The organism is Flexithrix dorotheae DSM 6795 (assembly GCF_000379765.1).
In the GTDB taxonomy this organism is placed as follows: Bacteria; Bacteroidota; Bacteroidia; order Cytophagales; family Flammeovirgaceae; genus Flexithrix; species Flexithrix dorotheae.
The window spans coordinates 105589-118951 of sequence record NZ_KB903431.1; the positions used below are offsets into that span (position 1 = coordinate 105589).

The following is a 13363-nucleotide window of genomic DNA, read 5'->3' on the forward strand; positions in this document are numbered from 1 at the left end:
TCAATCATTTTTATTATCAGAACATTACTGATATTTTTGTCCAAAACAAGAACAAGGGATCAATGAATCAAAAAACCGAAATTCATCCATTTCAATATTGTAATAGTTTAACTGAATACCAGCGCAGGAAAACCATAGAAGTGAAAATAGGCGATATTCCAATGGGTGCCCATCATCCAATAAGGGTGCAATCCATGACCACCATCGATACCATGGATACCATTGGTTCTGTGGAACAAACTATCCGAATGGTAGATTCCGGTTGCGAATATGTGCGAATTACGGCTCCAAGCATCAAAGAAGCCCAGAATCTGGAGAATATTAAGAATGAGCTGCGTAAAAGAGGATACAATGTTCCTTTGGTGGCCGATATTCATTTTACCCCAAATGCAGCAGAACTGGCGGCCAGAATTGTTGAGAAAGTGCGGGTAAACCCGGGAAATTATGCCGATAAAAAGAAATTTCAGGTACTTGAATATGATGATAAAACCTATCAGGAAGAGATAGAGCGAATTCGGGAAAGGTTTACACCTTTGGTAAAAATCTGTAAAGAATACGGCACTGCCATGCGGATTGGCACCAATCATGGTTCTCTGTCCGATAGAATTTTAAGTCGCTATGGCGATACGCCAATCGGAATGGTAGAATCAGCTTTGGAGTTTCTGAGAATTTGTGAAGATGAAAGTTATAATAACATCGTCATTTCCATGAAAGCCAGTAACACACAGGTGATGATTCAGGCTTACCGGTTGTTGGTCCAAAAACTGGATGAAGAAGGTTTACAACCCTATCCTTTGCATTTGGGGGTAACTGAAGCCGGAGAAGGGGAAGACGGAAGAATAAAATCAGCGGTAGGAATCGGAACGCTGTTGGAAGACGGGTTGGGTGATACTGTAAGGGTTTCTTTAACTGAAGAACCCGAGTTTGAGGCTCCGGTGGCAGCAGCTTTAATCAATAGATATACAAACAGAAAAGAAAAATCTACTGCAATTCCTCCAATAGCAGTGGCTCCAAAAGACCCTTTTGGTTATGAGAGAAGGAAAACAGTTGAAGTTCAGAATATTGGTGGAAGTAATGTGCCCAGGGTAATTGCTGATTTTAGCAAGGTGGACGAAATATCCATGAACGATTTAAAAAATATTGGTCATTTCTACCTTCCAGCTACAGACAAATGGGGTATGAATGATCAGGGAAGTGATTATATTTATTCAGGCAAAAATAAAATCAGTTTTATGCTGCCGAATGGCATAAAGGAAATTGTGGATGCTGAGGTTTGGGAAAATGTAACAGATCAGCAAAATACACTTCCTTTATTTACCAAAGCAGAATGGCAAAAAGCTACAGCCAGACATTCAAAAATCAATTTCATAAAAGTTGGGATAAAAGATATTGATGAGGATTTTGAAAAAGCAATAGCGGGTGCAGAAAATGTGGTTTTAATTCTGGAAACTACTAATGAACATGCGATGCCTGAATTGAGAAGGGTGTTTTTTGAATGCTATCAAAAGAAAAACCCGGTACCTGTGGTGATAAAAAGGCAATATGCTGAAATGTCAGAAAGTGATTTACAACTGTATGCCTCTACGGATATTGGTGGGTTGCTTTGTGATGGATTTGGAGATGGAGCTCTGATCGGGACAGATTTGCTGGAAAAACCCAAAGCAGAATTACTTTCTGTTCTAAAAATGTATAATGCCACAGCTTTTGGTATTTTGCAGGCAGCCAGAACCAGGATGACTAAAACCGAATATATTTCCTGCCCTTCCTGTGGAAGAACCTTATTCGATTTGCAGGAAACTACTGCCATGATCCGGAAAAGAACGGATCATTTGAAAGGTGTAAAAATTGGAATAATGGGTTGTATAGTCAATGGACCAGGGGAAATGGCGGATGCAGATTATGGTTATGTGGGTTCAGGAAAAGGCAAGATTACCTTATACCGGGGACAAGAAGTGGTAAAAAGAGGAGTGCCATCGGAAAAGGCTGTGGATGAATTGATCGAACTTATTCGGGAAGATGGAAACTGGCTGGAGCCGGTGGTTGGGGAAACCGTTATGTAAAATCAAGTTTAAACCTGAAAAATGGAATTAATAGATTACAAAAACTGGAATAGAAGAGAACATTTCGAATTCTTTTCAAAGTATGATGAACCATTTTTTGGGTTGGTAACTGAGGTGGAATGTACCCAAGCCTATCAAACAGCGAAAGCCAATGGCTGGTCGTTTTTTGCTTATTACCTCCATCAGTCCATCCGGGCAGTAAACCAGATTGAGGAATTTAGATACAGGATTATTAATGGGAAGGTCGCTAGGTTTAAGGAAATCCATGCGGCTTCTACCATTGGCAGACCCGATGGTACCTTTGGTTTTTCCTTTATGCCTTTCTCTGAGGATTTTTCCGTATTTAAAGCCGCACTGAATCAGGAAATACAGGAAGTTTTGAATTCCAGTGGACTTAGAGCTAATGAAGATGCCATCCGCCCGGATGTAATTCATTATTCTACTCTACCCTGGAATAAGTTTACAGGATTAACCCATGCCCGGAATTTTAAAAAAGGAGATTCCGTTCCCAAAATTAGTTTTGGAAAAGCTTATATAAAAGATGAAAAACGATTCCTGCCAGTTTCTATAGATGCCCATCATGGATTGGTTGATGGTTTCCATGTTGCCAAATATTTGGAAATATTTCAGGGGTTTTTGGAGAATGAATAATATTATAATGTGTGGTGCTCTAAAAACTTTTCAAAATCCCCATCGCCTTCTCCTCATCTTCCTTCCCCACAAAAATATGATCATGGTAGTATCCTGCCATCACATTACAACTAATATTTGCCTGAGCAAGGGCTTTGGAAAAGGCAGCAGTCAGGCCGATTGCATTTAAGGAAGAATGAACCTCCAAAGTGATCCAGGAGGCAAGGTAATCATAAGTTAAATTGAATTGGTCGGCAATTTCTTTTTTTACAATAACAGTAATTCCTTCCTTTTCCCTGAAAGTTCCAATGATTTTTTCCGAAGGAATATTGGAAATGGATTTTACCGAGGAAAATACGAAAGAACCCGGATTCAAAACCGGGTTCATGTTTTTAAGTAGCTTATCTATATCGGTTTCTCCAGCCATTAAATTCCCAAGGCTTTTTTGATCACATTCAATTCTCTTTCGGGATATTCCATTTGCAAGGCCAGATCATGTCCTTTTTCTGTCATTTTGCCCCAGGTTTTTTGTACAATCTCTACCAGCTTTTCATCTGTGTTTTTCTTGGCAAAATCGGGGAAATAATATTGTAGAAAAACCAAACAGATTACATCCTCCAGCTTTTTGGATTCCGGGTCAGTTTTGAGTTTGTTTTTACTCAATAATAATTTTACCTTTTTTATGGTCTCCTCATCATATCCCGTTTGGGTCATGATTTTAGCAGCTTCTTCACCGTGGAAAATTTTGAGTGTGGTTCGCCATTTCAGGTAGCCTTTGCGGTCCATCGGGTAATCACTTCTGGGAATGGTCCATCTCTTTATATGCTGACATCTTGCGGCAAGTTGAAGGGCTTCTGAAGGCGCTTTTTCATAAGCCAACAGCATTTGGGTCATTCTCTTGGCGTATAATAATTCCTTAGGGTATGCTGTTCCCTCAACCACTTCCTTGTTGGGGTCCAGGCTATTAGCCTCATCAAAAAGCTTAATCGTTTTTTCAAATCTTGCTATATCTTCCATGGTTTAAAATTAGGAATTTAATACTTCATATGCATGCAACTTAAAATCAAATATTGACATTTCCATCTTTTCCATTTGATATAAGTCATTTCTGCTACTGACAATCCTCATTCTTAAATGTTTATCATATCTCTACCTTCATCCTTATAATGAGCGAGCTAAAATTTTTTGAAACAGCAAACCCATTGAAACATATCCAATTCTGTTGACCATAAACCATAATTAAAATGGAAAATGAGAAAAAATTTATCACCTGCGATGGTAATACAGCAGCCACCAATATTGCCTATGCTTTTAGTGAAGTAGCGGCTATTTACCCTATTACCCCTTCATCTGATATGGGAGAAAAAGCAGATGCCTGGTCTGCCATGGGTAAAAAGAATCTTTTTGGGGAATCAATTGATGTTGTGGAAATGCAATCGGAAGCAGGTGCCGCTGGTGCCATCCACGGAGCCCTGACCGGAGGAGCCTTAACCACCACTTTCACCGCCTCCCAGGGCTTATTGCTGATGATCCCGAATATGTTTAAAATCGCAGGGGAAATGTTGCCAACCGTTTTCCATGTTTCGGCCAGATCGGTTGCCTGTCAGGCACTTTCCATTTTTGGTGACCACTCTGATGTGATGTCAACCAGGAGTACAGGATTTGCCATGCTGGCTTCCGGAAATGTGCAGGAAGCTCAGGATATGGCAGCCATTGCTCATTTAGCTTCTTTGGAATCAAAAATCCCATTTTTACATTTTTTCGATGGTTTCAGAACTTCTCATTCTATTCAAAAAATTGAATCGATTGATTATGAAGTATTGCGGTCGATGTTGGATATGAAATTTGTAGAGGAATTCAGGTCTGGAGCCTTAAAACCTGAAGATCCTGTATGTAAAGTGGGTGCTCAAAATCCTGATGTTTATTTCCAGGGAAGGGAAACTGTGAACAAATATTATGATGCCTGCCCTGATATTGTGAATAAATATATGAAATTGTATTTTGAGAAAACAGGTCGGAAGTATGAGTTATTTGAATATATAGGGGACCCAAAAGCTGAAAAAATCCTCATTTCCATGGGATCTTCTACTGAGACTATTGAAGAAACTATAGCCTATTTAAATAAGCAGGGCGAAAAAGTCGGAGCAATAAAAATTCACCTGTACAGGCCATTCTCAGTTAAAGATTTTGTAGATAAAATTCCTGCTTCTGTCAAAAAAATAGCAGTGTTGGATAGAACTAAAGAACCCGGAGCCATTGGAGAACCGCTTTATCTGGATGTGGTGACTGCGCTACAGGGAAAACCAATTAAAGTAATCGGTGGAAGATATGGACTTTCTTCTAAGGAATTTACCCCTGCCATGATCAAAGAAGTATTCAAACATCTGGATAATGATGGCTGGCATAATTTCACAGTGGGAATCAATGATGATGTGACTAATTTATCACTTCCAATGAATGGGGAAATTGATACAGAACAGGAAGGTATCGTAAGGTGTAAATTCTGGGGTTATGGTTCTGATGGAACGGTAAGTGCCAATAAAAATGCCATTAAAATTATTGGAGATGGCACAGGTTTGTTTGTGCAGGGGTACTTCCAATACGATTCCAATAAATCGGGTGGATATACGGTTTCCCACCTAAGGTTTGGGAAAAAGCCTATTCAATCCGAATATTTACTGACCAATGTAGACTTTGTGGCCCTTCACCGCCATCAGTATATTGGCAGATATGATATCCTGGAAGGTATCACCGAAGGAGGAACTTTTCTCATCAATACCAGTAAAAAACCTGACGCTGTATTCAGCACTTTTACCAAAGAAATGCAGGATACCATTAAGGCTAAAAAAATCAAAGTTTTTGCCATAGACGGATCGAAAATCGCCAAAAGTGTTGGGCTTGGTGGTAGAATCAATACCATTATGCAAACCGCTTTCTTTAAGTTGTCCGGAATTCTTCCTGAAAAAGAAGCCATTGCCATGATTAAAAAATACATGGAAAAACAATTCAGGAGGAAAGGACCGGAAATAGTGGAAATGAACCTTAATGCTATTGATGCCGCAGTTGATGCTGTTTTTGAAGTTCCAATTCCTCAGGAAATAGAAAAATTTGCCCAACCTGCATTGGTGGTTCCCGAAGATGCCGGAGAATTTGCCAATAAAATAATGGATCCTGTTCTTAGACTAAAAGGAGATAGTATTCCTGTTTCCATGATGCCATTAAATGGGGCTATTCCAACCGGAACCAAACGATTCGAACGAAAAGGGAAGCCGGGAAATCCAACCAAATTTGTAGAGAAACTTGATTTTTGTCCGAGTTGCAATATTGCAGATCCTTATTTCGAGTATCCCGGATGCTGCAATGGATGTGGGGAAGTTTGGTACATCCATCTGGTGACCCAGCTCTACGGTGATAGAATGATGATTGCCAATGCTACAGGTTGTTCCTCTATTTACGGTGGTACATTCCCATCTACTCCTTATACTAAAGACAAAAACGGCAGAGGACCTGCATGGGCCAATTCATTGTTTGAAGATAATGCTGAATATGGGTTTGGTATGCGTCTGGCGGTTGATTCCAACAGGAAACAACTTAAAAGCAATGTGGAACAGCTATTTGATTTGGGAACCACTTTAGAGCTCAATACAGTGCTGAAAACTGCCCTTGAAAATTGGGGCAAAGTGGATGATGAAGCAAAAGCCAATGCCGAAAAAATAAAGCAATTCCTTCCGGATGCATTGGAAAAAGCTTCGGATAAGGCCAAACCAGTGATTAAAAAGATCATTGAATTACAGGATTACTTTGTAGATAAGAGTGTGTGGATTTTTGGTGGTGATGGCTGGGCCTATGATATTGGTTATGGTGGCTTGGATCACATTATGGCCTCTGATAAAAATGTGAATGTATTAGTACTAGATACTGAAGTTTATTCCAATACGGGAGGGCAGGCCTCTAAAGCTACTCCAAGAGGCGCTGTGGCCAAATTTGCAGCCAATGGTAAACAGGCAGGGAAAAAGAATCTGGGGATGATGATGACTTCTTATGGTTCCTGCTATGTGGCTTGTGTGAATTATGGAATGGACAGAGAACAAACTGCAAAAGCGTTGGTGGAAGCTGAAAAATTTGATGGTCCATCTATCGTGATTGCTTATTCTCCCTGTATCGCCCATGGTTATGACATGAAATTCAATAAGAAGCAAGCGGAAAAAGCTACACAGTCTGGCTACTGGCCAATGTACCGCTTCAACCCTGAATTGCTTGAAAAAGGCGAAAATCCATTTATTTGGGAAACTGAAGAAGCGACTATGGAATTCAAGGATTTTTCCGGAAATGAAATTCGATACAAAACGCTTCAAATGGCGAATCCCGAAGAAGCCAAACGCTTACAGAAATTAGCGAAAATGGATAACGAAAGGCGATTCCACGATTTGAAACACCTGTCAGATAACTAAACTTAAAGGTTGGGCTGTGGAGCACTGGTAAGTACTTCACAGCCATTAATTCTCCAAAAATGTCTGATTTTTTTAAATCCAAAACAATTTTGAAATGGCAAATCTGAAAACAAAATATATGGGGATCAATCTCAAAAATCCTGTGATTGTAGGGGCAAGTAACCTGGTGCAGGATGTGAAAAATCTCCAGAAAATAGAAGAAGCCGGTGCTGCGGCTATCGTTTATAAATCTCTTTTTGAAGAGCAGATTCAACTTGAATCTCTGGAAATGCAAAATCAGTTGGATTCTTATCAGGACTGGGACCCTGAACATGCTACTTTATTTCCCGACCTGGAACATGCCGGCCCTGCCGAATATATAATGCATCTAAAAGAGGCAAGGGAAGCTGTGAAAATTCCTTTAATCGCCAGTATTAATGCGGTTTATGAAGATTCCTGGGTGGAGTATGCTAAAAGACTTGAGGCCACTGGTGTGAATGGGCTTGAATTGAATTTTTATGCCAACAATACAGATTTTTGGAAAGCTGAAACTGACATTGAAGCTGAGCAAGTGGATATTTTGAAAAAAGTGAAAGCAGCTGTAAAAATTCCGGTAAGTGTAAAATTGAGCCCGTTTTATACCAATACCTTGAGGCATATTGCAAGGTTGGATAGAAGTGGGGCAAGTGCTTTTATTTTATTCAACAGGTTATTTCAGCCTGATATTGATATTCAAAAAGAGGAACATCATTTCCCCTACAATTTCAGTTCCCAGAATGATAATCGTCTGGCCATTCGCTATGCCGGGTTATTGTACGGTCATGTGGGAGGATCTATTTGTAGCAATACGGGTATCCATACCGGAGAAGATGCCATTAAAACTATTTTGGCAGGAGCTGATACGGTTCAGGTAGTGAGTGCGCTTTACAAAAAAGGCATTGGATATTTATCTACCATCATATTGGAAATCGAAAAATGGATGAATGTCAAAGGTTATCAATCCATTAAAGATTTTCGGGGAAAACTGTCTGCTAAAAATGATCCATCTCCATTTACCTATAAAAGGGCACAATATGTAGATATCCTTATGAAATCAGAAAACTTCGAGACTTTCCATCCCAAAGGTAATGAAGAAATTTCCTGGGAAGACAGATGGTAAGTACTTGTACTTTTTTTATGTAGAGTAACAATTTCTCATTATCAATTAGTAAAGCTCTACTTCGGGGTGACAAGTAATAAGACAGTTATTCCTTTTCAACCACTTAAAATTCAAAAACATTTAATTAAAATTTAATTTTTAAAACATAAAGCAATGGGAAAAATAGGCATATTTTATGGCTCTACTGAAGGTAATACAGAAAGAGTTGTAACTAAAATACAGGAAAAATTGGGGGGTGAAGGTGTCGCAGAGTTGGTGAATGTAGAATCAGCTTCCGCAGAGGATTTCGATAGCTACGATAACGTAATTCTGGCGTCTTCTACCTGGGAAATAGGAGAGTTGCAGGAAGACTGGGACAATTTTATCGATGAATTGGAAGATGCTGATTTTGATGGCAAAAAAGTAGCTTTTGTGGGAACAGGTGATGCAGATGGATATCCGGATACTTTTCTCGATGCCATGGGATTGATTTATGAAAAAATTGAAGATAAGGATATTACGCTGGTAGGACTTTGGCCCACCGATGGCTACAATTTTGAAGATTCTAAAGGATTAAAGGATGGCAAATTTTTGGGTCTGGCGATAGATGAAGATAACCAGGCCAACCTGACGGATGAAAGAGTCGCAAAATGGGTGGAGATGATTAAGCCAGAAATGGTTTAGCGCTGAGCTTAAAGCATGAACTGAACTATCATTAAACTTAACATTTTAGGGCAGGGTCATTTTTTCAATACCAGTCCGGGTTATTTATTCAGGAAATATTTAACCTTTAGCAGGCCTAACACATTTTTTTTGACCCTGCTCTTTCTATTTAAAAATTATGGACAATCTACTACTAACAGGTCTCCGGATTTTTGACAAAGAAATATTTACTTCTAAAAACATTTAATCATGGCAGCAATTACCACAAAAAAACCTGTGTATCCGATTAGTGCTTCTCTTAGAAGATTTTTGGTGAATCACCATAGGGAAATTGAAGTGCCAATTACTTATTCCGATTTGTTCCATTATACCAGTTCCATCAATCTTGAAGACAAAAATGGAAATGATACTTATTGGGAAACTGTATTTTATTCGCAGGCAGATAATGAGCATATTCAGGCTTGTTTGAAGCAGGTTTATGCACTTATGAAAGCTGATGGAGATACTTCCATTATGGACCACTTGTATATAGACCGAGTGGACTTATGTATGTATGGCAACACCAAACCTTTCCGGGTTAGGATTGTAAATAAGTTAAATGACCTGTTTGACTATTTTTACATTAAACAAGCGGATGCTTCAAGAATTTATGGTTTGGAACTGGAACACCTTTTATCTCCAAATAAAATTAATTATCTTGTAAAGGGGAATACTTTACTGGAAGAACACATTCCCGGAATTCCCGGTGATTCCTTTGTGAAGCATTATGTTATTCCCCAAAAAGTAAATGCAAGACGGCTGGCAAAGGAGTTTGTGAAGTTTAATGAAAGGTGTCTGGTGCAGCTTTTAGGCGATATTCGGGGAGATAATTTTGTAGTGGAAATCATTCCCGATTTTGATGAAGTGTATTATCGAATGCGTGCTATTGATTTTGATCAGCAGGCTTATGATGGCAGAAAATCCATTTATATGCCTCAATTTTTTAAGGAAAATTACCCAATAATTGACCTTGGTCTTAAAAATATGAAACCTGAAGTTGAACTTCAATACCAAAAGGAAGAGCGGAGCAGAATTGCTAATAGAATCAGGACTTCAGAATTACAACTAAATGCTTTGGTAAAAACCATGTCAAATGACAGAATTTCTACCGAAGAAAATGTAGATCAATTGAAATATGAACTGGCAGAATTATATAATGATTCGGAATTTATTGCCTGCCGAAACATGGGTGAAATTCTAAACTCCAGCTTGAGAATGATTATGAAAAAGCCTGTTAGGTCTGTGGGGAAAGTTACTTTCAACATGTAAAAGAGGCTTTTCAATCTCTGATTTTCACCTTTTCGGTATTATTTAAATTTGGGCATATTTAAATTTTTGATTTTTTGTTAAAATCGTCCCTGGAGGCGAATGTACAGTTCAGGAAATTTGGTTCAGTGTGGTATTTCTTAATTGCTTTGCTGTTACCCAAGAAAATCTTTCTAAAAAGAATATTTAACTGAACAGGTTTATGCTTAAATTTAATATGTAAATAAGCGCTTAGCTATCTCAAACCCAAAAAACTATGGAGAGTGATATTATTTATATCGAAAATCAAAGATTCAGATCTGAGTGGTTGTGGGGAGTCTTATTACCCACTACCAGTATTTTTGTTTACGGTGCCATCAGGCAGGTATTTTCGGATATTCCCTTCGATTTAGTCCGAATGGATAACTTTTTACTGTTGCTTTCCTCGGGATTCCTCTTAGGATTAGTTTTCCTGTTTTACAGAATGGAATTAGAAACAATTATCAAGGAGGATGGCATTTACTTAAACTTCTGGTTAATCCAGTCCGATGTAAAGTTTATTCCATTTAGTGAGATTTGTAGCTATAAGCCAATTACTTATAATGCCCTGGAAAACGGAGGAAGGGGAATTACCAGAAGCCGAAATGGGCAGACCTTTTCTATAAGTGGTAACAAAGGAATAGAACTCCATCTGTTAGATGGCTCCAATATTATAATTGGAACACAAGATCCGGAAGATTTCATCAGAAGCCTCAACAAACTTAGAATTCATCACTAAAGTGCAAAGGGCTTAACCTTCATAAGGTTAGGCCTTTTTTATTTGGAATGCTTATTTAACCCAAAAACAGGTCTCAGCATGGTAGACGTTTTGGTGATCATAAGCACTTTTGATGATATTCTTCCCATACACATTCTTTCCAGAGAAAGTTATACTACCAGGGCATTGGATAAAATTGAATTGGTTGTTGAGGATAAGGTCTTTACAGCATATATTATCATTCTTCAGTATTCATGTTTTTTAAAGGAACAAATTAGAAAATCAAATAAATGAGATGTCCACAATCATAAAGATGCAGTCTTTTCATAAATCTCTGCTTCTTTGAATTTATATTTGTGGAAACTAGTAACCATTCAGGAAACGAATTAATGGAAAAAAGTCCCCGGAAAAAAAACCAAAAGACATTATGGCAAAGATTCCAGTCAGGGGATGAAGATGCATTTTTCGAAATCTACCAGGAAAATCATGCTTTGTTATTTAACTACGCTATAAGATTGTCCTCCAATGAAGAACTCTCCAGGGATTGTATTCATGACATGTACCTTGAACTTTGGGAGAAAAAGGGAAAACTAAAATCCTTGGAAAACTTTAAACCATATCTTTTTAAATTTCTCCGGAACATTGTTATCGACAAAATTAAGGAGCACCATAAATTAATCGGTGAGAGTAATGGAAAAGAACCGGATATGGTAATTTCCCATGAGGATTTTCTTATTGGAAAGGAATATAAAGAACTGCATGTCCAAAAAGTTACGCAGGCCCTTCAATCTCTTTCCCCCCGACAAAAAGAAGTGGTCTACCTCAAGTTTTATAGCAATTTAAGCTATAAAGAAATTGCAGAAGTTTATCAAATCAATTATCAATCTGTTCGGAATCTGATGAGTGAATCCCTGAAAAAAATGAAAGAATTACTTTTGTTTTTAGTTTTTGTGTTGATTTTTTGGTGTTGATAATCAGGGGTTTATATATTTTTTTAATTTTTTTTTAAAAATATCCAGTACAAAATCAAAGGAATTCAGAGATAGATATAAAGGTTGGGAAATTGAACTGTTCCAAACACCTTTAAAATATTTCAATAAATCGTGAAAGACTACAGACAATATACTTTAGAAGATTTTTTAAGTGATGAATCCTTTCAGGAATATGTGAGGAAAAGTTCTGCTGATGCGGTGGCATTTTGGGAAAACTGGAAAAAATCTAACCCTGGTCAACTGGAGATCGCAGAAGAGGCAGAGCGGGTTTTGTCGGGTATAAACTTTCAGACTTATAAACTGGATGAATATAAATATCAAAAAGATTTACATAGACTAAGAACAGCCATTCAGCCTAAGGATAAATTTTTAACGACTAGGGATAAACGTGAAAATGTAATCAATTTCAAAATTTCGAGGAGCGCTTTGCAAATTGCAGCTTCATTGTTATTGCTGGTGGCTGTTTCTTTCATTTTTTGGAAAAGTGATCTTCTTGATTTTGGGAATAGAGAAGAGAACCTTTCAGCGGTAGAATGGGTTGAAAAAGTAGTAGATAAAGGAGAAAAAGTTACTTTGACCATGAAAGACGGGTCAAAAATTAAATTGAATTCTGAGAGTAAATTAAGATTTCCTGAAAACTTTGCTCCGGATAAAAGGGAGGTATATCTCGAGGGAGAAGCTTTTTTTGAAGTAGCCAAAGATTCTAACCGACCTTTTACCATATATTCAGGAAATCTTTCCACTACAGTATTGGGAACTGCCTTTAACGTTAGGGCCTATTCCAATGAGAAGGAAATGAAGGTGGCTCTACTGGAAGGAAAGGTGAAAGTAACCAATCAGGTTAATGCAGGTGAAAATATGTTGCTAAGCCCTATGGAGATGGCATCATTAAATAAAGAAAAAAACAATCTTGTAAAAAAAGAGTTTCTGTTTGAAGATGAGTTGGGTTGGAAAGACGGGTTACTACTATTCAAGAATGCAAACTTCGAAGAAATCAGGCTTAAACTGGAAAGATGGTATGGGGTTAGTTTTATTATTCAAAATAATCCTAAACTGGTGAAGGGTTATTCAGGGAGATTTGAAAATGAATCCCTTGAAGAAGTACTGGAAGGGATCAGTTTCACCTCTGGTTTCAAATTCAAAATGGAAAAAGGCAATGTAATTATCAACTAAGGAAAGCTAAGAGTTAATACGAAAACTCCATTTCCATGTAATTACAGTTATTACATAATAAAAATCAACTACTAAAAAAAATATGAAATATGAAGACAAAACTACATTCCCCCCCTAAATAAAGTTTAGAAAAAAAAGCCAGTTACCAGATAGTAACTGACTTCATTCCTTCATCTTACAATTGCTCGGTTTTCCCTTAGCCTCGGTATTCAAAGCAGATTGTAAGGGTGGGTGCA

General features: G+C 37.9%; 12 protein-coding genes. 10 read left to right on the forward strand and 2 right to left on the reverse strand.

Translation table 11 applies throughout. From position 1 onward, the window contains the following. Positions 1–62: 62 nt before the first annotated feature. Together ispG and A3EM_RS0104300 are read left to right on the forward strand one after the other, a co-directional pair. Entirely contained in the window at positions 63–2060 is a 1998-nt protein-coding gene (ispG, locus tag A3EM_RS0104295) for a (E)-4-hydroxy-3-methylbut-2-enyl-diphosphate synthase (protein ID WP_020526939.1), read from the forward strand. A 21-nt stretch (positions 2061–2081) separates the two neighbouring features. Beyond that, positions 2082–2711, forward strand: coding sequence for a chloramphenicol acetyltransferase (locus tag A3EM_RS0104300; protein ID WP_020526940.1), 630 nt, complete (start codon positions 2082–2084; stop codon positions 2709–2711). 19 nt (positions 2712–2730) lie between these two features. On the opposite strand, the gene A3EM_RS0104305 is transcribed toward A3EM_RS0104300, so the two are convergent. Together A3EM_RS0104305 and A3EM_RS0104310 are read right to left on the reverse strand one after the other, a co-directional pair. Then, positions 2731–3117, reverse strand: a complete 387-nt coding sequence (locus A3EM_RS0104305; RefSeq protein WP_020526941.1) for an ACT domain-containing protein — start codon at positions 3115–3117, stop codon at positions 2731–2733. Next, a complete protein-coding gene (locus tag A3EM_RS0104310) occupies positions 3117–3707 on the reverse strand; it encodes a DUF4202 domain-containing protein (protein WP_020526942.1) in 591 nt (196 codons plus the stop codon). The genes A3EM_RS0104305 and A3EM_RS0104310 overlap by 1 nt, the downstream gene beginning before the upstream one ends. Positions 3708–3934: 227 nt before the next feature. On the opposite strand from A3EM_RS0104310, the gene nifJ reads away from it, so the two are divergent. The 8 genes from nifJ to A3EM_RS0104360 all read left to right on the forward strand — a co-directional run bounded on the left by nifJ (position 3935) and on the right by A3EM_RS0104360 (position 13127). After that, positions 3935–7141, forward strand: a complete 3207-nt coding sequence (nifJ, locus tag A3EM_RS0104315) for a pyruvate:ferredoxin (flavodoxin) oxidoreductase (protein WP_020526943.1) — start codon at positions 3935–3937, stop codon at positions 7139–7141. A 94-nt stretch (positions 7142–7235) separates the two neighbouring features. Then, positions 7236–8279, forward strand: coding sequence for a dihydroorotate dehydrogenase-like protein (locus tag A3EM_RS0104325; RefSeq protein ID WP_020526945.1), 1044 nt, complete (start codon positions 7236–7238; stop codon positions 8277–8279). Between the two features lie 153 nt (positions 8280–8432). Next, positions 8433–8942: a flavodoxin gene (locus A3EM_RS0104330; protein WP_020526946.1), complete on the forward strand. Its 510-nt coding sequence runs from the start codon at positions 8433–8435 to the stop codon at positions 8940–8942. Between the two features lie 228 nt (positions 8943–9170). Further along, a complete protein-coding gene (locus tag A3EM_RS0104335) occupies positions 9171–10229 on the forward strand; it encodes a hypothetical protein (RefSeq protein WP_020526947.1) in 1059 nt (352 codons plus the stop codon). 253 nt (positions 10230–10482) lie between these two features. After that, positions 10483–10983 (forward strand): hypothetical protein, encoded by a 501-nt coding sequence (locus A3EM_RS0104340; RefSeq protein ID WP_020526948.1) that lies wholly within the window; start codon positions 10483–10485, stop codon positions 10981–10983. A gap of 78 nt (positions 10984–11061) precedes the next feature. Continuing rightward, complete coding sequence (locus A3EM_RS0104345; RefSeq protein ID WP_020526949.1) at positions 11062–11256, forward strand: hypothetical protein; 195 nt, start codon at positions 11062–11064, stop codon at positions 11254–11256. 62 nt (positions 11257–11318) lie between these two features. Continuing rightward, a complete protein-coding gene (locus A3EM_RS0104350) occupies positions 11319–11933 on the forward strand; it encodes an RNA polymerase sigma factor (protein ID WP_044237465.1) in 615 nt (204 codons plus the stop codon). 132 nt (positions 11934–12065) lie between these two features. Then, positions 12066–13127, forward strand: coding sequence for a FecR family protein (locus A3EM_RS0104360; protein ID WP_020526952.1), 1062 nt, complete (start codon positions 12066–12068; stop codon positions 13125–13127). Positions 13128–13363 lie beyond the last annotated feature (236 nt).